This window comes from Afifella sp. H1R (assembly GCF_021462425.1).
Lineage (GTDB): Bacteria > Pseudomonadota > Alphaproteobacteria > Rhizobiales > Afifellaceae > Afifella > Afifella aestuarii.
In genome coordinates this window covers 617,424-644,115 of record NZ_JAKEDY010000001.1, presented here as the reverse complement: position 1 = coordinate 644,115, position 26,692 = coordinate 617,424, and the positions used below count along the sequence as shown (strand labels likewise).

The 26,692-nt window shown below is 62.6% G+C and carries 22 protein-coding genes; 1 reads left to right on the top strand and 21 read right to left on the bottom strand.

The window, feature by feature from the left end; genetic code table 11:
* Window positions 1-7: 7 nt before the first annotated feature.
* The 13 genes from lpxA to dnaE form a co-directional block, all read right to left on the bottom strand.
* Entirely contained in the window at window positions 8-808 is an 801-nt protein-coding gene (lpxA, locus tag L0F51_RS02925; RefSeq protein ID WP_234627861.1) for an acyl-ACP--UDP-N-acetylglucosamine O-acyltransferase, read from the bottom strand.
* A 3-nt stretch (window positions 809-811) separates the two neighbouring features.
* Complete coding sequence (fabZ, locus tag L0F51_RS02920; RefSeq protein WP_128293959.1) at window positions 812-1,270, bottom strand: 3-hydroxyacyl-ACP dehydratase FabZ; 459 nt, start codon at window positions 1,268-1,270, stop codon at window positions 812-814.
* A gap of 37 nt (window positions 1,271-1,307) precedes the next feature.
* The gene (lpxD, locus tag L0F51_RS02915) at window positions 1,308-2,363 is read right to left on the bottom strand and encodes a UDP-3-O-(3-hydroxymyristoyl)glucosamine N-acyltransferase (protein WP_234627860.1); all 1,056 of its coding nucleotides are present in this window, start codon (window positions 2,361-2,363) and stop codon (window positions 1,308-1,310) included.
* Window positions 2,364-2,403: 40 nt separating this feature from the next.
* A complete protein-coding gene (bamA, locus tag L0F51_RS02910) occupies window positions 2,404-4,767 on the bottom strand; it encodes an outer membrane protein assembly factor BamA (protein WP_234627859.1) in 2,364 nt (787 codons plus the stop codon).
* Between the two features lie 159 nt (window positions 4,768-4,926).
* Window positions 4,927-6,060 carry an RIP metalloprotease RseP gene (gene rseP / locus L0F51_RS02905; protein ID WP_234627858.1) on the bottom strand — a complete coding sequence of 378 codons (1,134 nt, stop codon included), beginning with the start codon at window positions 6,058-6,060 and terminating at the stop codon, window positions 4,927-4,929.
* 70 nt (window positions 6,061-6,130) lie between these two features.
* Window positions 6,131-7,312 (bottom strand): 1-deoxy-D-xylulose-5-phosphate reductoisomerase, encoded by a 1,182-nt coding sequence (gene dxr, locus L0F51_RS02900; RefSeq protein ID WP_234627857.1) that lies wholly within the window; start codon window positions 7,310-7,312, stop codon window positions 6,131-6,133.
* A gap of 1 nt (window position 7,313) precedes the next feature.
* Window positions 7,314-8,198, bottom strand: a complete 885-nt coding sequence (locus L0F51_RS02895) for a phosphatidate cytidylyltransferase (protein WP_234627856.1) — start codon at window positions 8,196-8,198, stop codon at window positions 7,314-7,316.
* Window positions 8,191-8,946, bottom strand: coding sequence for an isoprenyl transferase (locus L0F51_RS02890; protein WP_092812578.1), 756 nt, complete (start codon window positions 8,944-8,946; stop codon window positions 8,191-8,193). Before L0F51_RS02890 ends, L0F51_RS02895 begins: the two co-directional genes overlap by 8 nt.
* A gap of 149 nt (window positions 8,947-9,095) precedes the next feature.
* Window positions 9,096-9,656, bottom strand: coding sequence for a ribosome recycling factor (gene frr / locus L0F51_RS02885; protein ID WP_092812581.1), 561 nt, complete (start codon window positions 9,654-9,656; stop codon window positions 9,096-9,098).
* Window positions 9,653-10,402, bottom strand: coding sequence for a UMP kinase (gene pyrH / locus L0F51_RS02880; RefSeq protein WP_092812801.1), 750 nt, complete (start codon window positions 10,400-10,402; stop codon window positions 9,653-9,655). Before pyrH ends, frr begins: the two co-directional genes overlap by 4 nt.
* 86 nt (window positions 10,403-10,488) lie before the next feature.
* Window positions 10,489-11,415, bottom strand: a complete 927-nt coding sequence (gene tsf, locus L0F51_RS02875) for a translation elongation factor Ts (protein ID WP_092812584.1) — start codon at window positions 11,413-11,415, stop codon at window positions 10,489-10,491.
* A gap of 31 nt (window positions 11,416-11,446) precedes the next feature.
* On the bottom strand, window positions 11,447-12,532 hold the full coding sequence (locus tag L0F51_RS02870) for a 30S ribosomal protein S2 (protein ID WP_234627855.1): 1,086 nt from the start codon (window positions 12,530-12,532) through the stop codon (window positions 11,447-11,449).
* Window positions 12,533-12,790: 258 nt separating this feature from the next.
* Window positions 12,791-16,246 (bottom strand): DNA polymerase III subunit alpha, encoded by a 3,456-nt coding sequence (gene dnaE, locus L0F51_RS02865; protein ID WP_234627854.1) that lies wholly within the window; start codon window positions 16,244-16,246, stop codon window positions 12,791-12,793.
* 207 nt (window positions 16,247-16,453) lie between these two features.
* Here dnaE and L0F51_RS02860 point away from each other — a divergent pair, with 207 nt between their 5' ends.
* Window positions 16,454-17,674: an esterase-like activity of phytase family protein gene (locus tag L0F51_RS02860; RefSeq protein WP_234627853.1), complete on the top strand. Its 1,221-nt coding sequence runs from the start codon at window positions 16,454-16,456 to the stop codon at window positions 17,672-17,674.
* A 678-nt stretch (window positions 17,675-18,352) separates the two neighbouring features.
* On the opposite strand, the gene L0F51_RS02855 is transcribed toward L0F51_RS02860, so the two are convergent.
* From L0F51_RS02855 to nuoN, 8 genes are all read right to left on the bottom strand, one after another.
* On the bottom strand, window positions 18,353-19,054 hold the full coding sequence (locus L0F51_RS02855; protein ID WP_234627852.1) for an ABC transporter ATP-binding protein: 702 nt from the start codon (window positions 19,052-19,054) through the stop codon (window positions 18,353-18,355).
* The gene (locus L0F51_RS02850; protein WP_234629317.1) at window positions 19,051-20,280 is read right to left on the bottom strand and encodes a lipoprotein-releasing ABC transporter permease subunit; all 1,230 of its coding nucleotides are present in this window, start codon (window positions 20,278-20,280) and stop codon (window positions 19,051-19,053) included. Before L0F51_RS02850 ends, L0F51_RS02855 begins: the two co-directional genes overlap by 4 nt.
* Window positions 20,281-20,390: 110 nt before the next feature.
* Entirely contained in the window at window positions 20,391-21,716 is a 1,326-nt protein-coding gene (gene proS / locus L0F51_RS02845; protein ID WP_128293947.1) for a proline--tRNA ligase, read from the bottom strand.
* 367 nt (window positions 21,717-22,083) lie between these two features.
* Window positions 22,084-22,335 carry a DUF1467 family protein gene (locus tag L0F51_RS02840; RefSeq protein ID WP_234627851.1) on the bottom strand — a complete coding sequence of 84 codons (252 nt, stop codon included), beginning with the start codon at window positions 22,333-22,335 and terminating at the stop codon, window positions 22,084-22,086.
* Window positions 22,336-22,338: 3 nt separating this feature from the next.
* Window positions 22,339-22,743 carry a methylmalonyl-CoA epimerase gene (gene mce / locus L0F51_RS02835; protein WP_092812602.1) on the bottom strand — a complete coding sequence of 135 codons (405 nt, stop codon included), beginning with the start codon at window positions 22,741-22,743 and terminating at the stop codon, window positions 22,339-22,341.
* 8 nt (window positions 22,744-22,751) lie between these two features.
* On the bottom strand, window positions 22,752-24,437 hold the full coding sequence (locus tag L0F51_RS02830) for a ribonuclease J (RefSeq protein WP_234627850.1): 1,686 nt from the start codon (window positions 24,435-24,437) through the stop codon (window positions 22,752-22,754).
* A complete protein-coding gene (locus L0F51_RS02825; protein WP_234627849.1) occupies window positions 24,437-25,261 on the bottom strand; it encodes a biotin--[acetyl-CoA-carboxylase] ligase in 825 nt (274 codons plus the stop codon). Before L0F51_RS02825 ends, L0F51_RS02830 begins: the two co-directional genes overlap by 1 nt.
* Before the next feature lie 2 nt (window positions 25,262-25,263).
* Window positions 25,264-26,685, bottom strand: a complete 1,422-nt coding sequence (nuoN, locus tag L0F51_RS02820) for an NADH-quinone oxidoreductase subunit NuoN (protein ID WP_234629316.1) — start codon at window positions 26,683-26,685, stop codon at window positions 25,264-25,266.
* Between the last annotated feature and the right edge of the window lie 7 nt (window positions 26,686-26,692).

Genomic DNA, 26,692 nt, shown 5'->3' with positions numbered 1-26,692 from the left:
ACCACGTTCAGACCTCGCGGCCTCCGCGCGGCGTGCAGATGGCGCGGCTTCCGCCCTCTTCGATGAACGAGACGATCTTCTGGACATTGGCATCGCCGGCGAATTCCTGCGCCACATCACGCAGGCGCTCGTGCAGCGTACCTTCCTGCGCGAACAGGAGCCGGTAGGCCCGCCGCAAGGAATGAATGGCCTCACGCTCGTAGCCGCGCCGCTTCAGACCGACGATATTCAGCCCGCCGAGATTGGCGCGATTGCCGATGGCGGAGCCGAAGGGGATCACGTCGTTCTCGACTGCCGACATTCCTCCGACAAAGGCATGCTCGCCGACACGCACGAACTGGTGCAGAGCGGCGCCGCCACCAATGATGGCGAAATCAGCAATCGAGATATGCCCGCCTAGGAGCACATTGTTCACCAGGATTACGTCGTTGCCGATGATGCAATCATGGGCGACATGCGCTCCGACGAGAAGCAGGCAGCGATCGCCGATGCGCGTGACGAGCCCCCCACCCTCCGTCCCGGGATTGATCGTCACGTGCTCGCGAATAACGCAATGCGCACCGATCTCTAGCCGGCTTTCTTCACCCTGGAATTTCTTGTCCTGCGGCGGCATGCCGACCGACGCAAAGGGAAAGATTGTGGTGCATTCGCCGATCGTCGTCGCGCCGTCGACGACGACATGCGAGCGCAGCGCGACACCGGAACGGAGTTCGACCCCGGCCCCGACCACGCAGAACGGACCGACTTCGACGTCTTCGGCGAGCTTCGCGCCGTCGGCGACGATCGCGCTTGGATGGATGGAAGCCACGCGCTACTCGTCCAGGACCATGGCGCTCACTTGCGCCTCGGCCACTTTCTTGCCCGCCACTTCCGCAACGGCCGCGTATTTCCAGATCGTACCGCGGCGCTTCAGCTTGTTGACGTGATACTCGACCGTGTCGCCCGGCGTGACAGGGTGGCGGAACTTCGCTTTGTCGATGGTCATGAAGAAGACGCGCTTCGGCGCCTTCGTCTCTGAAGAGAGAACACAAAGGGCTGCCGCGGTCTGCGCCATGCCTTCGATCAGGAGCACGCCCGGCATGATCGGATATCCGGGGAAATGCCCCTGGAAATGCGGCTCGTTCATCGTAACGTTCTTGATGCCGACACCCGATTCATCGCCACGAATGTCGCGAATTCGATCGACCATGAGAAACGGGTAGCGATGCGGCAAGGCCTGCAGAATCCCGTGGATGTCTGTCGCCTCCAACTGCGTCGGCATCTCGTTCATTATCTTCTCCGATTACGGCACCCTCTGTCCGGCACCGTTAGTCTTTGTCCAGCCCCAATTCACGCCGAGCGATGCGGCGCAGAATGGTCACCTCGCGGAACCAGTCTTTGACCGGTTGCGCAGGAACACCCCCAAAACGCGCGCCCGGAGGAACGTCGCCATGGACGACGCTCACGGAGGCGATCTGCGCCCCATCGCCGATCGTGACATGGCCGTTTATGCCGGTTTTTCCGCCGATCGCAACAAAGTCTCCAATCCGGGCAGAGCCGGAAATCCCGACCTGGGCGACAATGACGCAGTGCCGCCCGATTTCGACATTGTGGCCGATCTGAACCTGATTATCGATCTTGGTGCCTTCGCCGATCACCGTGTCGCGGTTCGCGCCACGGTCTATGGTGGTCGCCGCGCCGATCTCGACGTCATCCTGGATGATCACACGCCCGATCTGCGCAACCTTCATATGGCCACCGGCGCCCATGGCGAAACCGAAGCCATCCTGGCCGACCTGGACGCCCGGATAGAGACGCACGCGATTGCCGAGAAGCGCATGCTGCACCGTCGCGTTCGGACCGATGATGCAGTCGCGTCCGATGGCCACATCATGAGCCAGGACGGAACCCGCCCCGATGACGGTGCCACTGCCGACTTCGACGTTGGGGCCGACAATCGCACCGACTTCCACCCGCACGCCTTCTTCAAGACGTGCAGTGGGATGAACGGTGCCGGCAATAAGCGGCTCATCGGATGTGCTGGCGAAATTTTTGGGCGCGACCGCCTCGGGAAAAGCGGCGGCCAGAATGCGCGCATAAGCGCGGTAAGGCTCACCGGTTTCGAGGACCGCGACACCTTCGGGCACCTTGCTGGAATAGCGCGGCGCGCAGAGGCAGGCGGTCGCATGCGTCCCGTCCAGATGGCGCACATATTTCGGATTGTCGAGAAAGGTCAGGTCCCCTCTCCCGGCCATCTCGATTGGTGCAAAACCGGTGATCTCTGACTCCGGATCGCCACGCAACAGCGTGGCGCCGGAAAGCTCTGCCACGTCACCGAGGCGGAGCGGCCCGAAGGGCGGAAAGAAGCGCGTGCGATCTGTCATGGTCAAAAAAGGTTAGGCCGGCACGAGGCCGGCCTTGGGATCAGAATTTGGTGCCGCCGCCGATGCGGAAGAACTGCGTCTCGTCGTAGTCTTCCTTGCTCAGCACATAAGCGAAGTCGGCGCGGATCGGACCAAGCGGAGAGGCCCAGAGAAGCGAGGCGCCGACCGATGAGCGGATGCCATTTTCATCGACGACATCGATACCCGGAACGTCGGCTTCGCTGATGTCGGTGCCCCAGGCCGTGCCTGCATCGGCAAAGAGAGCCGCCCGCAGCCCAAGTTCACGCGGCAGAGCCGGGAACGGGAAGACGACTTCAGCGGTGGCCGCTGCGAAGTACTTCGCACCGAGAGCATCGTGATCATCAGAGGCGATATCGCGAGGACCGATACCGGAGGATTCGAAGCCGCGGATGGTCTCGCCGCCCTTATAGAAGGCGTCGAGCAACCGCACGTCCTCGCCGAGGCCCGTGATGTTGCCACCCTGAACGCGCAGCATACCGATGACTTCCTGGTCGACCAGAAGCTCGCGATAGAGAGAGGCTGAAGCGGTCGTGCGCACGAAGCTCACATCGCCACCGACGCCGGCGATTTCCTGGGTCAGCTTGCCATACATGCCGTCACGCGGATCGAGGCGGTTGTCGAGCGTGTCGTAGATCATGCTCCACACCGCGGAGGACACCAGCGTGTCGCCCTCGGCCAGACACACGGCCTTCGAGGAACTCGTGCACTCGGAAATCGGATCCGTGTCGATATCGAAGTTCGGAACGTCGATCTCCTGCTGCTCGATCTTGTAGCCAAGCTGGACGGTGAAGTCCTCGGTGATCGGGAAGCCGAAGGTGATGCCGCCACCCGTCGTGGTGTAGTCGTACGAGCGGTAGTCGTTGTCCTCGTAGTCCTTGCGATAGACGTTGAAGCCCGCGGAGACACGCCGTCCGAGGAAGTACGGATCGGTGAACGCGAATTCGTAGGTCTTGGAAGACTCGCCAGCGCCGACCGCCGCACGGACGAAATAGCCGCGACCCAGGAAGTTGCGTTCGGTCAGCGAAATGTCGCCAAGGATGCCGTCGCTCGTCGAATAGCCGGCACCGAAGGAGAGCTCGCCGGTGGCCTTTTCCTGGACCTCGACCGTCACGATGACCCGGTCAGGCGCGCTGCCCGGCTGTGCACCGACAGAAACCTTGTCGAAGTAGTTGAGGTTGCGCAGGCGACGCTCGGCCCGGTCAATGAGAACGCGGTTGTAGGCGTCGCCCTCGGAGATATCGAACTCGCGGCGGATGACGTAATCGCGGGTGCGGTCGTTCCCAGAGATTTCGATGCGCTCGATATAAGCGCGGGGCCCCTCGTCGACGATATAGGTGATGCCGATCGTATGGTTGACCGGATCGCGATCGACACGCGGCCGCACCTGGGCAAACGCATAGCCCGAGCTGGCGAGTTCGATGGTGATCGCCTCCATCGACTTCTCGACCTTCTCGCTCGAATAGACATCGCCCTCGTCGGTGGAAACCAGACGCATAAGAGACTGCGGATCGATACCCGGGATGATGCTGTCGACCTGGATCTGGCCGAACCGGTATTCGGGGCCCTCATCCATCGTGAAGGTCACGAAGAAAGCATTCCGCTCGCGGTCGAGATCGGCGACGGACGATACGAGCTGATAATCGGCGAAGCCACGGTTGAGGTAGAAGCGGCGCAGCCGCTCCTCATCCGAAGACAGACGATCGGGATCATACGTGTCGCCAGAGCGCAGGAAGCTGAGAAGACCACTCTCGCGCGTCTGAACGACGTTGCGCAGACGCCCGTCGCTGTAATGCTGATTGCCGATGAAGGTGATGCGGGACACGCCCGTCTTCGGGCCTTCCGAAACCTCATAGACGAGGTTGACGCGATTCTCCGGCAGGTCGATGACCTTCGGCGTCACGGAGCCCTGGAAACGACCAGACCGGCGATAGAGCTCAAGGATGCGCTGAACATCGTTCTGCACCTTGGCGCGCGTGAACACGCCGCGCGGCTGGGAGCTCACGACGCCCTTCAGCTGGTCGTCCTTGAACTTCTTGTTACCCTCGAAATTGATGCGGTTGATGATCGGATTCTCTTCAACGCTCACCACCAGGGTGCTGCCGCGCTGATTGATCTGAACATCGGAGAACAGCCCCGTCTCGAACAGCGCCTTCAGCGATTCGTCGACGTCTTCCGCCGAGAAGCTGCGACCTGGCTTGACGAGAAGGTAGGCGCGAATGGTGTCAGCATCGACACGCTGATTTCCATTCACTGCAACAGAGCTGACGACAGCAGCTTCAGCCTGAGAGACGAAGCCGGGACCGGAGACAAGCCCCGTCGCCATGATCGTCAGTGCGGCGAAAACTGCGCCGCGGATGAAGCCCGCTAAGGATCTATGTTTCATGTGCCGTTTTGCCCGGTCTCTTGTCTGCGGAGCCGCCCAGATACGCGTGAAGGGCCGCGGATTGTGCCGTTCGTATCGCAGGGATACCGGCGCGAAGCAACTGGCAACCCAAGCGATACGGCCGTTTTTGATGGTCAAGTGGCCATTCGGCAACGGCGCTCAAATCCCGGTCATCCTTACGATATCGTTAAAGGTGACGAAGACGAAAAGCATGATGACGAGCGCGAAGCCGATGCGGAAACCCATCTCCTGGGCTCGTGGCCCGAGCGGCCGACCGCGTATCGCCTCGATCAGGTAGAACACGAGATGCCCACCATCGAGCATCGGAACGGGGAAAAGGTTCAACAGACCGATCGAGACGGAGAGAATCGCGGCGAGATGAACGAGCCCCGGGACACCGCCCGATTCGGCCACCACGCCAGAGACCTGCGCCACGCGCAGCGGACCGCTCAGCTGGTCGGCGTTTTCACGCCCCCTGAAGATGCGACCCACGTAGGTCAGCGTGCGTTCGACGACGACATAGGTTTCCCGCATACCCTCGCCGATCGCCCCGATCGGGCCAAACCGCTCCAGCTTCACATCGGCCGCCCGGGAGACGCCCAAAACGCCGATGCGTTGCGTCCCACCGAGCCCGTCGGGAATTTCCTGACGCTGCGGAGTGGCGGTCAGTTCGATCTCACGCCCATCGCGCTCGACCGTGAAATGAAGCGTCTCGCCCGAGGCGAGCGCGACAACCCGCTGAACGTCCGTGAAGGTCTCAACATGGCTTCCGTCAATCGCAACAATCGTGTCGCCGGGCTCAAAGCCTGCCTCTTCCGCGGCGCTGCCAGGATTGACGATCTCCACCAGAGGCGTCGTCACCGGCTTGCCGATCGTGCCGAAAACGGCCGCGAAGAGAACGACGGCGAGAATGAAATTCGCAAATGGCCCGGCAAACACGACGGCCGCCCGCTGCCAGACCGGCTTGAAATGGAAGAGACCCGCGCGTTCTTCGGGCGTCGTCGCAGCCAAGACCTCAGGATCCGGGAAGCTCGCGTCGTTCTCGTCACCGACGAACTTCACATAGCCGCCCAAGGGAATCGCGCTCACCCGCCAGCGTGTGCCGTGTCGATCATCGAAGCCGAAGAGCTCGCGCCCGAAGCCGATGGAGAATGTGGAGATTTCTACCCCGCACCAGCGCGCGACGAGAAAATGCCCGAGCTCATGGATGAACACGACAACCGTCAGCACGACGAGCGCCGGCACGACGTAGAAGAAAGCGACCTCACCAGCCGAACTCAGGGTTTCTAGCATGTGTGTGCTTCCTCCTTATCCGTGTCGTTGATCGGCATTCGCCTCGTCTGACGCGCCGTTCGTTGCGGGCTCAGGCCGCCAGCAGACGCCCGGCCGCGAGATCGCGGGCCTGGCCGTCGAGAACGAGTGCCGCCTCGACCGTCGCGGGCTCGTGTAGCAACCCCGCCTTGTCGGCCTCTTCCAGCACGCGCTCGACGAGCTGCGGGATCGTCATGAACCCAATGCGCCGATCGAGAAAGGCCGCAACGGCAATTTCGTTGGCCGCATTCAACACAGTGGGCGCGCCGCGGCCTGCGACCATGGCCTCGCGGGCGATCCTCAGTGCGGGAAAGCGCTCCGAATCGGGCTTTTCAAAGGAGAGCGTCCCGACCTCGGCGAGATCGAGATGGCTTGTCGCCCGCTCTGCCCTGTCCGGCCAGTTGAGACAGTAGTCGATCGGGCGGCGCATGTCGGGCGCGCCAAGCTCTCCGTGCCACGAACCGTCGCGGAAGACGACGAAGGCGTGAACCTTCGATTGCGGATGAATGAGCACGCCGAGCTGCTCCGGCGGGAAGCCGAAGAGATGCCGCGCCTCGATCAATTCCAGCCCCTTGTTCATCAAGGTCGCCGAATCGACGGTGATTTTCGGCCCCATCGACCAGGTCGGATGATGCAGAGCTTCGTCGACGGTCACCTTGGCGAGCTCGTCGGCGCTCTTGGCACGGAACGGCCCGCCCGAAGCGGTCAGGACGAGCCGATCGACCGACGCCGGATCGACGTCGACCAGCAACTGAAAAATGGCGTTGTGTTCCGAATCGACCGGCAGGATGCGCACACCCTTTTCGCGCGCCAGCGCCATGAACGACGAGCCGGCGCAGATGAGGCATTCCTTGTTGGCGAGGGCAATGTCGTTGCCGGCGCGAATCGCCGCCGCCGTGGGCGCGACACCAGCCGCACCGACAATCGCGGACAGGACCCGATCGGCAGGCTCGGCCGCCGCCTCGCAGACGGCGTCATCACCGGCCGACACCCTGATTCCCGACCCGTCCAGCGCTTCTTTCAAGCGGCCATAACGGCTCTTGTCGCGGATGACGGCGCTTTCGGCTTTGACGCGACGGGCGACATCCGCAAGCTCGTCGACCTTCGTCCCCGCGGTCACCGCACGCACCTTGAACGCCGGGCCGCCCTCGCGCGCGAGATCGCGCTCCATGAGGTCCACAGTGCTCTTTCCGATGGAACCTGTGGCGCCGAGAATGGTGACAGTACGTGCCATTTTACTGTGTCCAATCAGGGATGGGGGCGGCAAAACCGCTGAGCGCCAGAAGGACGGCGACGACGGCCGCCGCATAAAGCCCATCGATCCGGTCCATCAGACCACCGTGCCCCGGGATAAGACGGCCGGAATCCTTGGCGCCGAACCGACGTTTCATCGCCGATTCCCCGAGGTCTCCAAGCTGCGCCGCGACCGACAGGATCAATGCGGCGCCGATCGCGGACGCCCATCGAGATTCCGTGAAGACCGCGAACAAAATTCCCACGACTAACGCGCCGGCCGCGCCGGTCGCAGCGCCCGACCAGGTTTTCGACGGCGAGACGCGCGGCCAGAGCTTCTTCCCGCCGATCGCGCGCCCACCAAAATAAGCCGCGATATCCGTGACCCAGACGACGAACAGTAAGAAGAAGAGCACGAGGCGGCCCGTCTCGGCATCAGCGCGCAGAGCCAAGAGAGCCACGCTCGGAATGCCGGCATAGAGAACGCCAAGCGCGAGCCAAAACGGCCGCCGGTCGCGCGCGTCGGCGCTTTGGCCGCTCGCCACGCCTTGATCGAACAGAACCGTCCCCGAAGCGACGAGCGGGACCGCCACGAGCGGCAGCAACAGAAGCAGGATCCCACCCCCCGGCAAGCCACCGAAGGTCACGAGCAGCGCGAAGGCCAGAAGCAGCCCCTCACCGATCCGCCAGGCCTGAGGCTGCTCGCATTCGCTCATGCGCGTCCATTCGTAGAAAACGAGGAGCGCCAGAACGAGAACGAGAAGAAGAAAGGCAATGCCGCCGAACCAGGTCGGCAGGATCGCGAGCGGCAGCAGGATCGCCGCGGAAACCACGCGCGTCGGAAGATCGCTCTTGTCGAATGAAAAAATGCCCCTGCCCTCAGACACCTGTCAGCCCTCCAAAACGGCGATCGCGACTGTGAAACTCAGCGATTGCAGCGTCGAATTCGTTCTCGTCGAAATCCGGCCAATAGACAGGAAGAAAGACGAATTCCGTGTAAGCGAGCTGCCAGAGAAGAAAATTGCTGATCCGCGCTTCGCCGGATGTGCGGATCAGAAGATCCGGATCTGAGATGCCGGCCGTATCGAGATGTTCGGCAAAAACGCGTTCTGAGAAGTCCGCCGGATCGATCTCGCCACGAACCATTTTCTCGCCGATCCGCCGCATGGCGCGCACCAGTTCGTCGCGACCGCCATAATTGAAGGCGACCTGCAGCACGAGACCCTCATTGCCACGGGTCTCCGTTTCGGCCTTCTCGACGAGAGCGGCAATATCCTTCGGCACCCCCTCACGGCGGCCGATGACGCGGATGCGCACACCGTTCTTTTTCAGCTCGGCAAGATCGTTACGAATGAAGAAGCGCAGAAGATTGAAAAGGTCGTTGATCTCGCTGCGCGGTCGCGACCAGTTTTCAGAGGAGAATGTGAAGAGGGTCAGGACCCGTACACCGCGATCGCCCGCGTGGCGCACTGTCCGGCGAACGGATTCGACCCCGCGGCGATGACCTTCGATTCGGGGCAGGCCACGGGCGCTTGCCCAACGGCCGTTGCCATCCATGATGATGGCAACGTGCGCGGGAATTTCCCCGCCGGACCGCGCGCGCGGCACCGGATCGATCTGCGCTAGTGTGCCCATGCCTCTGTGCCGCCTGCGTGCTCGCGCTCCAGTTGCGCCAATCATAAGCGGAAAACGTAAAGCCAGTGCCCCTACCGGCTGAACGAGTGCTATCGCGAGAGGCTAACGCAACCAGAGGTCCGGTGGCCAGCGCGAAGGCGCAACCGTCTTTAGACCTGCATAATCTCCTTTTCCTTATGGCCGAGCATGTCGTCAATTGCGGCAATATGCTCGTCCGTAAGGGACTGGATCCGGTCAGAATGACCCCGGCTCTCGTCCTGGCTGATCTCTCCGTCCTTTTCGGACTTCTTCAGTGCCTCCATGCCGTCACGGCGCACATGGCGGACGGCCACACGCGCGTTCTCGGCATATTTGTGGGCCACCTTCACCATCTCCTGCCGACGCTCGGCGTTGAGCTCGGGGATCGGGATTCGCAGAAGAGTGCCTTCCATGATCGGGTTGAGGCCGAGATTGGAATCCCGAATCGCTCTGTCGACTGCGCCGACAAGCGATTGGTCCCAGACCTGCACCGAAAGCATGCGCGATTCAGGGACGCTCACCGTGCCGACCTGCGAAATCGGCATCTGCGAGCCGTAAGCACTCACCGTGATCGGATCGAGAAGGTTCGGAGAAGCCCGGCCGGTGCGCAGACCCGCAAGCTCGGTGCGCAACACGGAGACGGCTCCGTCCATCCGTCTTTTGATGTCCTTGAAATCGACGCCTTCACTCATGGTTTTCCCCGGATTTCGTTTTTGCGGTCGCCGGAAATGAGGGTTCCGACGGCCTCCCCAGCGACGATGCGGGCGAGCGCCCCCGGCTGGTGAATGTTGAATACAATTATCGGCAAGCTATTGTCGCGAGCAAGCGAGAAAGCCGCCGTGTCCATGATCTGGAGATCCTTGGCGATGACCTCTTGATAGCTGACCGTCTCGTAGAGGGTCGCGGTCGGATCCAGACGCGGATCAGCCGAATAGACACCGTCGACCTGGGTTCCCTTGAGAAGCGCATCGCACTCCAGTTCAAGTGCTCTCAGCGCCGCACCGGAATCCGTCGTAAAGAAGGGATTGCCTGTGCCGCCCGCAAGCACGACCACGCGCCGCTCGTCCATGTGCCACGCGGCACGCCGATGCACGTAGGTCTCGCAGACGGAAGGCATTTCGATCGCCGACATGGCGCGGGCCGACACGCCCAAGCGCTCGATTGCCGCTTCGACGGCGAGCGCATTCATCACCGTCGCGAGCATGCCCATATGGTCGCCCGTGACGCGGTCTCCGCCGCGTGCGGCAATCGCCACTCCGCGGAAGATGTTGCCGCCGCCGATGACGATCGCAAGCTCAGTGCCAGCGTTGTGGACGGCAACGATTTCCGTTGCGAAGGCGCGGACGACGTTGTCGTCGATCCCGAAGGGCTGATTGCCCATCAGGGCTTCGCCGGAAAGCTTGAGAAGAATTCTTTTGGGGCGCGGACGTTCGCTCATAAATGCCTGCATTCCTTACTCGGTTTGCGGCCCGACACGTTCGCGCCCCTGTCTCTTTGCGCCGCGCGAAGAGTGCGCGGGTCTATTCAGCGGCTGCCGGCAGCAGCGGCAACTTCGGCGGCGAAGTCTTCTTCTTCGCGCTCTACGCCCTCACCCAGGCGGAAGCAAACGAAGTTGGTCAGAGCAATCGCAGCGCCAGCGTCTTTCTCGGCATCGGCAATCGCCTGCTCGACCGACTTGTCCGGGTCGATGACGAAAGCCTGCTTCAAAAGCACCGATTCCTCGTAGAACTTGCGCATCCGGCCATCGACCATCTTCTCGATGATGTTGGCCGGCTTGCCGGATTCACGTGCCTGCTCGGCAAAGACCGCGCGTTCACGCGCAACCACGTCCGCATCAAGCCCATCGACATCGACGGAAAGCGGGCTCGCGGCCGCGATATGCATCGCGATCTGGCGGCCGAGAGCCGCAAGCTTTTCCTTGTCGCCGTTCGACTGCAGCGCGACCAGGACACCGATCTTGCCAAGGCCCGGCGCGGAAGCTGCGTGCACGTAGGTGGCAACAACACCCGGATTGGCCTCAAGCACCGCCGAGCGACGCAGCACCATGTTCTCGCCGATCGTGGCGACGGCATCCGTCAGAGCGCCTTCAACGCTCTTGCCGGCACCTGCCATGTCGGCGGCCTTGACCGCGGCGACAGAGCCGTCCGTGGAGAGGGCCGCTTCCGCGACCTTCAACACGAGCGCCTGGAATTGATCGTTGCGGGCAACGAAGTCGGTCTCGGAGTTCACCTCGACGATGGCGGCCTTGCCGTCCGCCTCGGCGATGCCGATGAGGCCTTCAGCGGCAACGCGGCCCGCCTTCTTGGCAGCCTTCGCGAGACCTTTCGCACGCAGCCAGTCGACGGCGGCATCCATGTCGCCATCCGCCTCCTGCAGTGCCGTCTTGCAGTCCATCATGCCGGCGCCGGTCTTGTCGCGCAGCTCCTTGACCATCTGGGCCGTTACAGCCATCGATCATGTCCTCTCTTGCGTGTGCGCAGCCTTAGGCTGCGGCTTCCTGTTCTTTCACCAGCGCGGTCGCCTGCGCGATCCAGTTCTCGCGCTCAACACGGCCAGCGGATCCGAGCGCCGCGTCGAGACGTTCCGTGTCCGCCTGATCGAGACCGGCGATCTGGGAGTAACGGGTCACACCGAGCTGGTTCAGCTTCTGCTCCAAAACGGGGCCGATACCGTTGATCTTCTTCAGATCGTCAGCGTCGCCTTCCGGACGCGCAAACAACGGCTCGACGTCCCCGGCCTTGTCCGACGACGCAGCGTTGTCGGCCTGCGCATTCGCTTCCGGATTGGCAGCCTCGGGCGCCTCGCCGCCGAAGCTTGCATCCTCGAGCGCGGCCTCGCTCACCTCTTCAGAGGCACCGATGTCGACACCCATGTCGCCCTGGCCGCGCGAAATGCCGTCGAGCACCGCCCGCGTGACGAGATCGCAATACAGTGCGAGCGCGCGACCGGCGTCGTCGTTGCCCGGGATCGGGTAGGAAATGCCTTGGGGGTCGCTGTTGCTGTCGACGACGGCAGCGACCGGAATGTTGAGGCGGCGCGCTTCAGCGACGGCAATCGATTCCTTGTTCGTGTCGATGACGAAAAGGAGATCCGGAATACCGCCCATGTCTTTGATGCCGCCAAGCGCGCGCTCAAGCTTGTCGCGTTCGCGCGTGAGCGACAGACGCTCTTTCTTGGTGAGGCCCTGGACGCCTTCCTCGAGCATCCCTTCCAGCGTCTTCAGCCGCTGAATGGAATTGGAGATCGTCTTCCAGTTGGTGAGCATACCGCCGAGCCAACGGGAGTTGACGTAATACTGGGCGCAACGCCGTGCCGAATCGGCCACGACCTCAGACGCCTGCCGCTTCGTGCCAACGAACAGCACGCGACCGCCCTGCGCGACCACATCGCTCACAGCCTGCAGCGCACGATAGAACATCGGCACCGTCTGGGCGAGATCGATGATGTGGATATTGTTGCGCTCACCAAAGATGTACGGAGCCATCTTCGGGTTCCAGCGGTGAGATTGATGACCGAAATGAACGCCAGCCTCGAGCAGCTGGCGCATAGAAATATCAGGAAGCGCCATTTTTCGTCTCCGGTTGTACCTCCGCAGGGACGGACGGCAGACCGCCACCGGATGCCTCTAAAGCAAATACCCTGCGTGTGTGATGGCCGGCCCTATAAGGGGCGGGCGGCTTTTTTGCAACGCCCAAATGGGCATGCGAGACGCGCTTCGCAAGTTGAAGAGGGTCCAGCAGCGTCGCGCGATTGCTGACGACACGCCAAAAAACGCACCGCGTGCGGTGGGGAGAGGCCGCACCGGCCTCTCCCGCACGCTCTCACATCATTGAAGGTCGACGTGAACGACGCCCGGCACTGCCTTGATTGCGCTCGCGACTTGCGGGGTGACCTGATAGCGCCCGGGCAATCGGATCTCGATCTCCCGATTTTCGTCTCGCCGCAGCAGCACCAGTGACACCTGTGACTGGCCAGGCCCGTTCAACCGGCTTGCCAGACGCTCGACGGGATCGCTGTCGTTCAAATAGACCGTCAGCGCCATGCTGAGCTGCGCGGCCATCTCCTCGAGCGGCTCCACGCCGACGATGCGCACCCTGAGATCGTCCGTCTCGTCTTCCATCTCAGCGGTCAGGCGGAAAAGATAAGAGCGGCCCGGCTCGAGCTTGTCGCGCCATTCGAAAAGCTGCTCCTGATACAGCACCGCCTCGAACTGTCCCGAGGGATCAGACAAAGTCAGAATGCCGATGCGTCCGCCGGAGCGCGTCCGCTTTTCCTGTTTGCGCACGACAGTCGAGGCGACGAGGCCGGCCTCCGCGCCGAGCCGCCTCACCTTGTCGGCAAAATCCTTCCATGAGCTGCCCCCCTTCTTCCTGACGATGTCGGAATAGGCGTCGAGCGGATGTCCGGACAGATAGGCTCCGACGGCGGCAAGCTCGCGCATGAGCTTTTCCGACTGCATCCACGGATCAGCTGGCAGAAGGTTGAGTTCGGGAGCATCGCTCGGCGCAGCAAAGAGATCGACCACGCCCGCCTCCTGGCGCGCATGATGCTCGGTACCCGACCGCAGAAGCCGCCCGACATTGGCAAAGACGGTCGCACGATCGAGGCCGAGCGAATCGAATGCACCCGCCTGGACCAGGCATTCCATCGCGCGCCGACCGATCACCCTCGGATCCGTGCGCGCCACGAAGTCGGCGAGATCGGCGAAGGGCCCGTCGCGTCGAGCTTCGACGATATGCTCGACCGCATGCTGGCCGACGCCCTTCAATGCCGACAGCGCATAGATGATGGCGCCCTCCTCCACGTCGAAGAACGTGCGTGGGCGGTCGATGTCCGGCGGAAGCACCTGGATGTCGAGGCGCTTCGCTTCGAGCCGAAATTCGTTGAGCTTGTCGGTGTTGCCCATGTCGAGCGTCATCGACGCCGCCAGAAATTCTGCAGGGTGATTGGCCTTCAGATAGGCCGTCTGATAGGCAACGAGGGCATAAGCTGCGGCGTGGGATTTGTTGAAGCCGTAGCTTGCGAATTTCGCCACGAGGTCGAAGACCATGGCAGCATCGGCGGCCTTCACGCCATGCGCCTTGGCGCCTTCGACGAAGCGCTCGCGCTGGGCGTCCATCTCCGCCTTGATCTTCTTGCCCATGGCACGACGAAGAAGATCGGCTTCACCGAGCGAATAGCCCGAAAGGAGCTGGGCGATCTGCATCACCTGCTCCTGGTAGATGATGACGCCGTAGGTCTCCTTCAGCGTCGGCTCGAGTTCGGGCAGGAGGTAATCCGGCTCTTCCTCGCCGTGCTTGCGCCGGTTGTAGGTCGGGATGTTGTCCATCGGTCCCGGCCGGTAGAGCGCGACGAGAGCGATGATGTCCTCGAAACGGTCGGCGCGCATACCGACGAGCGCGCGGCGCATGCCCTGACTTTCCAGCTGGAACACGCCAACCGTTTCGCCGCGGGCGAGCATGGCGAAAGTCGTCGGATCGTCGAGGGGCAAAGCCGCGAGATCGCAATCGATCTTGCGTTTGCGCAGAAGACGCACCGCCTTGTCGAGCACGGTCAGCGTCTTGAGGCCGAGGAAGTCGAATTTGACGAGACCGGCCTGTTCCACCCATTTCATGTTGAACTGGGTGACGGGGAGGTTGGAGCGCGGGTCGCGGTAAAGCGGTACCAGCTCCTCGAGCCGGCGGTCACCGATCACGATACCTGCGGCATGCGTCGAGGCGTGGCGATAAAGCCCTTCGAGCCGCGTGGCGATGTCGATCAGACGACCGACCACCGGCTCGCGCTCGATCTCTTCCTGAAAGCGCGGTTCGTCGGCGACGGCCTGGGCCAGAGTGACCGGGTTCGACGGATCGGCCGGCACCAGTTTGCAGAGCCGATCGACCTGGCCGTACGGCATTTCGAGCACACGGCCGACATCGCGCAGCGCAGCGCGCGCCTGCAGCGTTCCGAAGGTGATGATCTGGGCCACCTGCGCCTTGCCGTAGCGCTCCTGGACATAGGTGATGACCTCGTCGCGCCGCTCCTGACAGAAATCGACGTCGAAGTCCGGCATCGATACACGCTCCGGATTGAGGAAGCGCTCGAAGAGGAGATTGAAACGCAAGGGATCGAGGTCGGTGATCGTCAAGGACCACGCGACCACCGAACCGGCGCCCGAGCCACGGCCTGGCCCCACCGGAATGCCGTGTTCCTTCGCCCATTTGATGAAGTCGGAAACGATCAGGAAGTAGCCCGGGAACTTCATCTTCTCGATGATACCGAGCTCGAAACTCAAACGTTTCTCGTAATCCTCCACGCTGAGGCCCGGCGCGCAGCCATGCTTGGCGAGACGCGCCTTCAGGCCCGCTTCGGCCTGCTCGCGCAGCTCGGCCGCCTCGTGCGCCTCCGCCGTCTCGGCATCGGCAGCCGCCCCGCCGACGAAACGCGGCAGGATCGGACGGCGCGTCTTCGGCCGCATCTGGCAGCGCACGGCGATTTCGACGGTGTTTTCTATCGCCTCGGGGAGATCGGTAAATTTCTCTGCCATCGCCTCGGCCGACAAGAAGCCGTGCTGGCGGGTAAGCTGCCGGCGATCGTCTTCGGAGACGACGCGGCCTTCCGCGACCGCCAGCAGTGCATCATGCGATTCGTAATCGTCCTCGCTTGCGAAGAAGGGTTCATTCGTCGCAACGATCGGCACGTCGCGCGCATAGGCAAGGTCCAGAACACCCGCTTCGGCAGCCGTCTCGATCTGCATTCCATGGCGCTCGATCGCCACATAAAGCCGGTCCTGAAAAATCGTCTGAAGCGCCCTCAGCCGCCCGGCGGCATCCTCCGGGCGATTGGCGAAGATCGAGGGATAAAGCACGCCATCATGGCCGCCCGTCATCGCCAGAAGCCCGTCGCCATACGCCTGCAAGAGTGGCGCCGTCAGCGGCAGCCCGGCGGAATCTTCGCCGAGATAATAGGCGGTGACGAGGTGAACGAGGTTCTGCCAGCCAGTTTCGTTGGCGCAGAGCAGGAAGAGATGTTCACGCCCCGCGGCCCGGAAGTGCGGCTCGGCGCGGCGCTCCACGTTCTCCGACAAAGCCACGGGCAATTTGCAGCCGATGAGCGGCTGGATGCCGGCGCCGGAGGCTTTTTGAGAGAATTCGAGCGCGCCAAAAAGATTCGCCGAATCGGTCACGCCCACAGCGGGCATGCCTGCGCTCTTGGCGAGCTTGATGAGCTTTGCGACCGGGAGCGCACCCTCCAGCAGCGAAAAGGCTGAATGACAATTGAGATGGATAAAATGCGGTGCCAAGAGTGGACTCCTTCACGCCTCTTGTATCGCCGCTGGCGACCGAACGACAGGCACGAGCGCCCCTCGTCCCCACCCATCTCTCTCAGCCCCGCCGTTGCGCCCCGCCCCGGCTGCGACGCCACGTCAGCCAACCCGCGATGGTCCCGTCATGGATCCGTCGCCAAGTTGCGCTTCCTAAGAAAAGTACGAATCGCCCGAAGACCTACCGTGCCCTCTGTCTCCCCCCTCTCCCTCCTCCTCGTCATTCTCGGAACCATCGCGGCGTCGAGCCCGGGAGAGGCCGAAGAAGCCGGCAGCCTGCCCCCACCCGTCTTCCACGGGGCCCTGATATTGCCGAAAAACCTCGAGGTCGAAGGAACGCCTTTCGGGGGAATCTCCGGCCTCGACTACGATGCAGCGAACGACACGTTTTACGCACTCTCGGACGACCGCGCGCAGCGCGGACCGGCACGATATTACACGCTCCACCTGACCCTCGACGCCGACGGCATCCACGGCATAGACATCACGTCGATGCATGTTCTCAGGCCGCCGGGTGGCGGTCAGTTCTCTGCAGGCGAAATCGATCCAGAGGCTTTGAGGCTCTCCGCCGCCGGCACGCATTTCTACTGGTCGAGCGAAGGCGACGAGAACAGCACTCCGGAGATCTTCATTTCCGACCTCGACGGCCGCGCGAGTGGCCAGCTCTCTTTGCCTGACGCCTATCTGCCCAATCCCACTGGCACCCACCACGATGGCACCCGCCCCGAAGGTAACCGCCCCAATGGGACCCAGGGCGTGCGCGACAATCTCGGCTTTGAGGCGATCACCCTCTCCCCGGACAACACACGCCTTTACGCGATCACCGAAAATGCGCTCATTCAGGACGGCAGCCAGGCGACGCTCTACGCCGGAAGCCCGTCGCGCATCATCGTCTTCGACCTCGCCTCCGGCAACGTCGCCGCAGAGTATGTCTACGAGTCCGATCCCATTTTTCGCGCCCCCGCATTTCCGCTCGGCGGCGCCGACAATGGCGTTTCAGAAGCTCTCGCGCTCGCCGACGGTCGTCTCCTCGTCATCGAACGCTCTTATGCGGCAGGCGTCGGCAACCACATCGCCCTCTATGTCGTCGACCTCGACGATGCGGACGACATTTCTGGTCTCGAAAGCATTGCGGATCGCGATGTCCGCGCGGTGCGAAAGACGCCCTGGCTCGTCCTCGATGAAGGAACCTTCGGCCTCGATCTCGATAACATCGAGGCTGCGAGCTTTGGCCCGATGATCGACGGCCAGCCTTCGCTCGTCCTTGCCTCAGACGACAATTTCAACCCGCTTGGCCAGGTCACACAATTCCTGCTCTTCACCTTCACGGCGCCGAACGCCATTCCGGACACAGAGCCGTCAGGTGGTCTCCCCGTGTCGCAGCGAAAATCCGGCACCGCGGATTGATTGCCCCTGCTCGACGCGGCCATCACGTCCTGCCCGGACGCCTCGCAACCAACCCGAGAGCAACACCATGAGACGGCCAAGCAGCCACCGGTTGCTCACCAACAACCGCACGTCCCTGCGAAATCGCAGCCGACGAACCGGCGCCGCCATTCGCGCGGAAAAGGCCTCAAAGGGGCGCGAACAACCCAAGGCTCAGGACGTATAAAGAGGCCGTCAGCACCACGGTCGCAGCGAAAGACAGAAGCTCAGAAGCGAACATATTCATCGTATACTCCCTCTTTGTTCTCATCCTGTTCTGCTTTTTGATTTCTGTCAACCCCGGTGCCTGTTGGGCTTTTCACGGCGTGCGCTTCTGCTCTTTCGGAAGGCTCGCAGCCGCAGGACTTCCGCAGATGAAAAGGCAGCGCTCTGGCAAAGACGCCTGTCAGCGGAGGCGTCGCGGCCCCTCAGACCCACGTTTGGACTGAACGCACAGATGTACGGCGCCTATTGTGACAGAAGCCGGCCGAGGAGAGCGTGTGCGGGCTGCTGGCGCGCCAAGGGCGCAAAAGCCCAGTGGCGTGCGCGCTCAACCGGCGATGTCCGGAGAGAATCGTTTGGATTTGAGGTCGTCGGCAAGACGTGCTGCCGAAACGGCACGATGTCGTTCAGCCATGCGCCTTGCGATGGCCGGCCGCCTCAGGCGCCCTCGTAAGGCACGATCTTGCCGTCTCTCAGCGTGACGGTGCGATCCATGCGCTTTGCCAGAGCGAGATTGTGGGTCGCAACCAGCCCGGCGAGGCGCGTCTCACGCACGAGCCGGGTTAAGGCATCAAAGACATGGTCCGACGTCTTCGGATCGAGATTGCCGGTCGGTTCGTCGGCGAGAAGGAGGCGCGGCGCATTGGCGAAGGCCCGGGCGATCGCCACCCGCTGCTGTTCGCCGCCGGAAAGCTCGGCAGGTCGATGATCCGCGCGATGATCGACGCGCAAATAGGCAAGCAGCTGGCGCGCCCGTTCCATCGCTTCCTGACGGGACAGGCCCGCGATCATTTGCGGGATGACGCAGTTCTCGAGCGCGGAGAATTCCGGCAGAAGATGGTGGAACTGGTAGACAAAGCCGATGGTGCGCCGTCGCAAAGCCGTGCGCTCGCCGTCATCGAGGCCAACCGTCGCCTCCCCGGCCACCCAGACCTGCCCGTCATCCGGCTTTTCGAGAAGTCCGGCCATATGCAGAAGCGTCGACTTGCCGGCGCCCGAGGGGGCGACGAGCGCCACGAGCTCACCCGGAAAAAGGGTGAGATCCGCCCCTTGCAGGATCGGGAGGTCTCCGCTGCCGCTCTGATAGACGCGCACGACCTTCTCAAGGCTGAGCGCGGGGATGTCTGCCGTGTCGCTCATTCGTAGCGCAATGCCTCAACAGGATCGAGCTTGGCGGCGCGCCAGGCCGGATAGAGCGTCGCGAGGAAGGAAAGAATGATCGCCATCACCATGATCGACATCGTCTCTCCCACGTCCATATCGGCGGGCAGACGGCTCAGATAATAAAGCTCAGGCGAGAACACTTCGGTGCGCGTGATCCAGGTCACGAATTCGCGCAGGCTTTCGATGTTGGCGCAGACGAGGGCACCGAGCGCCACGCCGACGAGCGTGCCAACGACACCGATGCTTGCTCCCGTGATGAAGAAGACCCGCAAAATCGCCCCGCGTGTCGCCCCCATCGTGCGCAGGATCGCGATGTCGTGCCCCTTGTCCTTCACCAGCATGATCAGGCCGGAGATGATGTTGAGGGCCGCAACGAGCACGATCAGCGTCAGGATGATGAACATCACGTTGCGCTCGACCTCGAGAGCGGAGAAGAACGTGACGTTGCGCTGCCGCCAATCGGACGAATAGATCGGCCGACCGGCCGCCTCTTCGACCTTGCCGCGCATCGCCTCGACATCGTCCGGATTGTCGAGATAGACCTCGATCGCCCCGACTTCCTCGCCCTTGTTGAAATAGGCCTGCGCCTCTTCGAGCGGCATGAAGACGAAGGTCGAATCGTATTCTGACATGCCGATCTCGAAGATCGCGACGATCGGATAGGCTTTGACGCGTGGCGAGACGCCCATGGGCGTGACGGCACCGCGCGGACTGACCAGGGTGATGTTGTCGCCCACGAAGAGGCCGAGAGACTGGGCAAGCCGGCTGCCGACGGCCACACCTCCCGCCGTATCGAAGTCGGCAATCCCGCCGCCGTCTTGAATGTTGCCGGCGATGCCGGGGACTTTTTCGAGGTCGGCTCCTCGGATGCCCCGCACCAGGACACCCGAGCCGCCACTCGTTGCGCCCGAGGCGAGCGCCTGACCCTCCACCAACGGAATGGCCGCGCGCACGCCTGGCACCGCCGTTATGCGCTTGGCGACCGCATCGTAGTCGGTCAAAGGCGTATCGATCGGCTGCAGAATGAGATGGCCGTTGATCCCGAGGATCTTGTCGAGAAGCTCGGCACGGAAGCCGTTCATCACGGCCATGACGATCACGAGCGTCGCGACGCCTAGGCAAATGCCGAGAAAGGAAAAACCCGCAATGACGGAGATGAAAGCTTCTTTGCGCCGCGGCCGAAGATAGCGCAGCGCCAGCATCCATTCATACGCCGAGAAAGGCCGCGTCGCAGCGTTCGATGTGCTGCGGCGTTTGCCTGCCGATTCGTCGGCGACCTCGGCCTCCCCCTTTGCGGCTCTTTCCACCAAGCTCAGGCCTTTTCGTGCACGAGGCGATTGACCGCTTCATCGAGCGACAATGTCTCTTTGGCGCCGGTGGCGCGATCCTTGACCTCGACCTCGCCCGAGGCGGCGCCGCGCGGGCCGACGACGAGCTGAGTCGGCAGACCAATCAGGTCCATCGTCGCGAATTTGGCCCCGGCGCGCGCATCGACGTCATCGTAAAGGACTTCAAGACCGGCCTTCTCCAGGCGCACGGTCAGCCCCTCGGCGATTTCGTCCGTCGCTGCGTCGCCCGGCTTCAGATTGACGAGACCAAGATCGAACGGTGCGACGCTCTTCGGCCAGATGATGCCGGCATCGTCGTGGCTCGCCTCGATGATCGCGGCGACCACGCGCGACGGGCCGATGCCATAGGAGCCCATATGCACCGGCACCATTTCCCCGTCCTGATTCGTCACCATCGCCTTCATCGGTTCTGAGTACTTGGTGCCGAAGTAGAAAATATGGCCGATTTCGATACCGCGTGCGGAAACCCGTCGCTCTTCCGGCACCGCATCAAAGGCCGCTGGATCATGCATGTCGTCGGTCGCCGCATAAGGCCCCGTCCAAGCATCGAAAATCGGCGACAGATCGGCGGTGAAATCTGTGTCTTCACCGGGAATCGGCAGATCCAACAGCGCCTTGTCGCAATAGACAGCGCTTTCGCCGGTGTCGGCGAGAATAATAAACTCGTGGCTGAGGTCGCCGCCGATCGGCCCGGTTTCCGCACGCATCGGAATGGGTTGCAGGCCGAAGCGGGAAAACGTCCTCAGATAAGCGACGAACATTCGGTTGTAGGCCGCACGGGCACCCTCATAGTCGAGATCGAAGGAATACGCGTCCTTCATCAGAAATTCCCGCGAGCGCATGACGCCGAAGCGGGGCCGCACCTCGTCGCGGAACTTCCACTGCAGATGATAGAGATTGAGCGGCAGATCCCGGTAGGAGCGCACATGACTGCGGAAGATGTCGGTGACCATCTCTTCCGCCGTCGGACCATAGAGCAGCGACCGATCATGACGGTCGCGGATCCGCAGCATCTCCTGCCCATAATCGTTGTAGCGCCCGCTTTCGATCCAGAGATCCGCCGACTGGATCGTCGGCATCAGGATTTCGAGCGCACCGGCGCGGTTCTGCTCCTCCCGGACAATGGCGCTCACTTTATCGAGCACGCGCTTGCCGAGCGGCAACCACGAATAAATTCCAGCAGATTGCTGGCGAATCATACCCGCGCGGAGCATCAGGCGATGGGAGACGATCTCCGCTTCCTTGGGGTCTTCTTTGAGAATGGGCAGGAAATATCGGGACAGTCGCATTGAAGCGATCCATAGGTCAGATTGTGCGCGCGCACTGAAACCGTATCGGGGGCGGCTTGGCAAGCGCGCAGCCGGTGTTTCCCAAGCCAACAATCGGCTGCACCATGTTTGAGCAGCCTTCGACCAAAAAAGACGCATTTCTTGTGGAAGCTAGGTGACAAGCCTGCGTCACTTCGTTACTGTCATCTCTGCCTCATGCGGTGAAACAACGCATAAACGGCGGCCGGTCTAGGAAGGAAACGGAATCAAGCTGCTCCCGCGTCGAACGAGAAGCGGCCACAGAACAAAGAACTAAACGAGTAGGCAAGGCTGAGGCCTTGCCTTTTTTATTGGCGATTCTCGCGCCTCGGCGCAGCTCGCGCTCCGCTCAGACCACGAGATCTTCCAACGTCACCCCGAAAACGGCGATGGCGAGATAGACGACGCCAAAAAGGACGGCCGCGACCAGAGAAGTCGCCAGAAGCTTCCACCACATGCGCGGAACTGCCGGCGCGGCACGGTCCGTGCCAAGCGTCACCTCCCCCTCCTCCTCCTGGGTACGCACCCCGAACGGCAGGACGGCGAACAGCACCAGCCACCAGATCACGAAATATACGGCAAGGGCGCTGATCCAGGACACGTCCTAGGCCTCCTCGATCTCCACGAGCGTGCCGTTGAAGTCTTTGGGGTGAAGGAAAAGGACCGGCTTACCATGCGCTCCGATCTTCGGCTCGCCATCGCCCAGGACACGCTTTCCCTCAGCCTTCAGGCGGTCACGGGCCGCGAGAATGTCGGAGACTTCGTAGCAAATGTGGTGGATGCCCCCGGCGGGACTGCGCTCGAGGAAGGCAGCAATCGGCGAGTTTTCGCCGAGCGGCTCCAGAAGCTCCACCTTGGTGTTCGGCAAAACCACAAAGACGACGGTCACGCCATGCTCCGGCAAGGGCTGCGGCTCAGACACCTCCGCTCCGAGCGTGTCGCGATAAAGCGCTGTGGCGGCGGCAAGATCACTGACGGCGATAGCAATATGATTGAGCCGACCCAACATGGTATTCCTCAGACGTAACTGACGGTAACGGCGACGGAAGGCTTTTTGCCCCAGATCGCCGCGATCTCGCTGCGTATAGCGCGTCGAACCGATTCCTGGACACTTGCTTCGTCGCGACGCTTTGCCTTGGGCAGGGAATCGAGCGTGTCGTCCACCGTGTCCTCCACGATGGCCTGCAGCAACTCGCCCTCGCTGTCGCATGAAGGCAGACCGATCAGCGCGACCTGCGGGTCGTCGAGCGGCTCGCCCTTCTCGCTCATGACCAGGGAGACGAAAACGGCGCCTGCGAACGACAGGCGGCGCCGTTCGACGACACCGCTCTGTTCGGGCGCCAACAGAAGCCGCCCGTCGCGGAACATCTGCCCTCCCCCGACCTTGGAGATGACCTCGCCCGGACCCGGCGCAAGGCGCGCGAGGTCGCCGTTTCGCACCTCCAGAACTTCAGGGATGCCGGCAGCGCGCCCGAGCTTCGCCTGCTCATGGAGATGCAGGGCCTCACCGTGCACGGGCACCAGCAATTCCGGGCGAAGAAGCTCATAGAGCCGGCGCAGCTCGTCTCGCCTTGGGTGCCCAGAGACATGCACAAGGCCGAGCCGGTCGGTAATCACCTCGGCGCCGAGATCGATCAGGCCATTGATGATGCCGTTGACCGCCCGCTCATTGCCGGGAATCGTCCGGGACGAGAAAATCACCATATCGCCGGGCGAAAGCGCCACGGCCGGATGATCGTTGGCGGCGATGCGCGCCAGCGCCGCACGCGGCTCACCCTGGCTTCCTGTCATCAAGGCAACGACCTTGTCGCGCGGCAGGTAGCCATAAGCCTCCTGATTGTGGAACGGAGGAAGGCCGTCGAGATAGCCGAGCTCGCGCGCCACGTTGATGGCGCGATCGAGCGACCGTCCAACGACGACCACCTCTCGCTCGGCCGCCAGGGCCGCCTCCGCGACCGCCTTCAGCCGCGCGACATTGCTGGCGAAGGTGGTGACCGCAACGCGCTGCCTGGCGCCGGCGATGATTTCCTTCAAAACGGCAGCGACCTCAGCTTCGCTCGGGCTGATGCCGTCGCGCACGGCGTTGGTCGAATCGCAGACGAGCGCCCGCACCCCCTCTCGACCGATTTCGGCGAGGCGCACCTCGTCGATCGGCCTGCCGAGGCCCGGCGTCGGATCTATTTTCCAATCGCCGGAATGGACCACGGTGCCAGCCTCAGAGCGGATGACCAGGGCGCTCGGTTCTGGGATCGAGTGGGAAACCGGCACGTACTCGACCTCGAACGGGCCGGCTGAGACCCGGGCGCCCTGCTCGACCACCGTCACCGGGATATCGGGCGCGCCGATTTCGCCTGCCCGCTTGGCGGCCAGAAGGCCTGCCGCGAACGGCGTCATGTAGACCGGAGCCTTCAGCTTCGGCCAGAAGTCGAAGAGCGCGCCGAAATGATCCTCGTGCGCATGGGTGATGAATATCCCCTCGAGGCGATCCGCCCGCTCCTCCAGATAAGCGATATCCGGCAGGACGGCATCGACCCCGGGCAGATTGTCGTGGCCGAAAGCCACGCCCATATCGACGGCGATGTAGCGTCGCCGGCGCGCGGGACCGATCCCGTAAAGCGCGAGATTCATGCCGATCTCGCCGACGCCACCCAAGGGCACGAAGACGAGGCCTTCGCTTTTTTCTTTGTTCTTATGAGCCATCATCAAATCCGTACGGTCGCAGCGGCGCTGAAATGAACTTCGCCCGCGGTCACCGCTCTCATCGCTCCGCTTGCTGTCCGCACGAGTAGGCGCCCTTCATCGTCGATGGAATCGAAGGTGCCGCGGATAATCTCTTCACCCAGTTTGACGGCGACCGGGGCACCCAGGCCCGAGGCCCGCTTCAGCCACGCATCGCGGACAGCCGCAAAGCCGCGGCCGCCGGCCCATAGATTCTCCTGATCTACCCAGGCATCGGCAAGTCGCGCGAACACGTCTTCCGCACAGATCCCCTCAACGCCGAGGTCAACGAGCGAAGTTGCAGCATAAGGCAGATCCGGCGGCGTCCGAACGACGTTGACGCCAATCCCGATGACCACAGCCATCAACCCGTCGCCCACATTCGACGCTTCGAGCAGGATACCCGAAACCTTACCACCGTCGATGAGCGCATCGTTCGGCCATTTGAGAGTCAGCCGGTTGTTCTTGCCATCCGTCGTTCCGTCGAGACCGACGTTGAGCTTGAGAGCCGGAGCGCAGGCGCCAAGTGCGTCGTGAAGCGCAAGACCCGCCACGAAGCCCAGATTGGCCGCATTCACACCTCGCGGCACCATGAGAAGCAGGCTCGCTGCGAGATTGCCCGGCTCCGTAGACCATGCGCGCCCACGGCGTCCGTGCCCGGCCGTCTGGTGTGTCGTTGCCACCCACAGGCGACCCGCATCGCCTTCACGCGCGAGCCGCATCGCCTCCGAGTTGGTGGACCCGACGGACGGAAGCGCCAGAAGCCTGAAGCCTGCGGCACGAGCCTTGGCGCCTAGGGTGAAACCCATCCCTAAAAGAGGCTTGCTGCCGCAGTGCCGGCCGCGTTGATGATCGGGGAGGCAAACACCAGAAACCCAAGCACGAAGACGCCCGAAAGGACCAGGACAGCCTTCAACTCGCCAGGCATGCGCTCGAAGCTCGCTTCCGCTTCGTCAAAGTAAATGAGTTTGACGATCCTGAGATAGTAGAAGGCACCGACGACGCTCGTCACGACGCCGATGACCGCCAGCCAATAGAGATTGGCCTCGATCGCTGCGAGGAAGACGTAGTATTTGGCGAAGAAGCCAGCGAGCGGCGGGATGCCTGCGAGCGAGAACATGATCGCCCCCAGCATGACGGCCGTCATTGGCTGGGTACGCGAAAGCCCCGCCAAAGAATCGATATCCTCCACCATGTGCTCCTGGCGACGCATCGCCAGAATACAGGCGAAGGCGCCGAGCGTCATCGGAACGTAGATGACGAGATAGATGATCACCGACCGCACGCCGAGCTCGCTGCCTGCAGCCAGCCCCACAAGCGCGTAGCCCATATGGCCGATCGACGAATAGGCCATCAGCCTTTTGATGTTGCGCTGGCCGATCGCGGCAAACGCGCCGAGCGCCATTGAGGCGATCGAGATGAAGGCGACGATCTGCTGCCAGTCCATCGAGATGGGAGCGAACGCTTCCGTCACGACGCGGATCGTGAGGGCCATCGCGGCAAGCTTCGGAGCGGCCGCCAGGAAGGCGGTGACCGGCGTCGGCGCGCCTTCATAGACATCCGGCGTCCACATATGGAACGGCACTGCGGAAATCTTGAAAGCAAGGCCGGCCATGACGAAGACGAGGCCGATCACGAGGCCCGTCGAGCGCCCATCGGCGAGGACGTTGGCGATCTCGATGAAATTCGTATGGCCGGTAAAGCCGTAAACGAGCGACGAGCCGTAGAGGAGCATGCCGGACGACAGCGCACCCAGGACGAAATATTTGAGGCCGGCTTCCGTCGAGCGGATGGAATCGCGATGGATGGCGGCGAGCACATAAATCGCCAGCGATTGCAGCTCGAGACCCAGATACAGACTGATCAGGTCGTTGGCCGAGATCATCAGGAGCATGCCGAGCGTGGCGAGCACGATGAGGATCGGGTACTCGAAGCGCTGAAAGCCAGCGAGACGGGCATAGCCAACCGACATGGCAATCGCGAAGCCGGACGCGATCAGCGTCAAGACCTTCATGAAGCGGGCAAAGCTGTCCTGAATGTAGGCCCCGTTGAAGGTCGTGCCGTCGCCGCCCGCAAACAAGACGAGAAGCACGGCAAGGCCCAGGAGCCCGATCGAAATGCCCGTCACGGTCGGCGCGGAACGCTCACCGGCGAACACGCCAAACATCAAGAGCCCCAAGGCTCCGAGAGCGAGAACCAGTTCCGCCAGAAGCGGTGTCAGGGTCGGCATCATGATGACT

Coding starts and splice junctions, on each gene's coding strand:
- fabZ (WP_128293959.1), bottom strand. CDS start 1,270: ATGAACGAGATGCCGACGCAGTTGGAGGCGACAGACATCCACGGGATT.
- lpxD (WP_234627860.1), bottom strand. CDS start 2,363: ATGACAGATCGCACGCGCTTCTTTCCGCCCTTCGGGCCGCTCCGCCTC.
- bamA (WP_234627859.1), bottom strand. CDS start 4,767: ATGAAACATAGATCCTTAGCGGGCTTCATCCGCGGCGCAGTTTTCGCC.
- rseP (WP_234627858.1), bottom strand. CDS start 6,060: ATGCTAGAAACCCTGAGTTCGGCTGGTGAGGTCGCTTTCTTCTACGTC.
- dxr (WP_234627857.1), bottom strand. CDS start 7,312: ATGGCACGTACTGTCACCATTCTCGGCGCCACAGGTTCCATCGGAAAG.
- L0F51_RS02890 (WP_092812578.1), bottom strand. CDS start 8,946: ATGGGCACACTAGCGCAGATCGATCCGGTGCCGCGCGCGCGGTCCGGC.
- frr (WP_092812581.1), bottom strand. CDS start 9,656: ATGAGTGAAGGCGTCGATTTCAAGGACATCAAAAGACGGATGGACGGA.
- pyrH (WP_092812801.1), bottom strand. CDS start 10,402: ATGAGCGAACGTCCGCGCCCCAAAAGAATTCTTCTCAAGCTTTCCGGC.
- tsf (WP_092812584.1), bottom strand. CDS start 11,415: ATGGCTGTAACGGCCCAGATGGTCAAGGAGCTGCGCGACAAGACCGGC.
- L0F51_RS02870 (WP_234627855.1), bottom strand. CDS start 12,532: ATGGCGCTTCCTGATATTTCTATGCGCCAGCTGCTCGAGGCTGGCGTT.
- L0F51_RS02855 (WP_234627852.1), bottom strand. CDS start 19,054: ATGAGCGACACGGCAGACATCCCCGCGCTCAGCCTTGAGAAGGTCGTG.
- L0F51_RS02850 (WP_234629317.1), bottom strand. CDS start 20,280: ATGCTGGCGCTGCGCTATCTTCGGCCGCGGCGCAAAGAAGCTTTCATC.
- proS (WP_128293947.1), bottom strand. CDS start 21,716: ATGCGACTGTCCCGATATTTCCTGCCCATTCTCAAAGAAGACCCCAAG.
- mce (WP_092812602.1), bottom strand. CDS start 22,743: ATGTTGGGTCGGCTCAATCATATTGCTATCGCCGTCAGTGATCTTGCC.
- L0F51_RS02830 (WP_234627850.1), bottom strand. CDS start 24,437: ATGATGGCTCATAAGAACAAAGAAAAAAGCGAAGGCCTCGTCTTCGTG.
- L0F51_RS02825 (WP_234627849.1), bottom strand. CDS start 25,261: ATGGGTTTCACCCTAGGCGCCAAGGCTCGTGCCGCAGGCTTCAGGCTT.
- nuoN (WP_234629316.1), bottom strand. CDS start 26,685: ATGATGCCGACCCTGACACCGCTTCTGGCGGAACTGGTTCTCGCTCTC.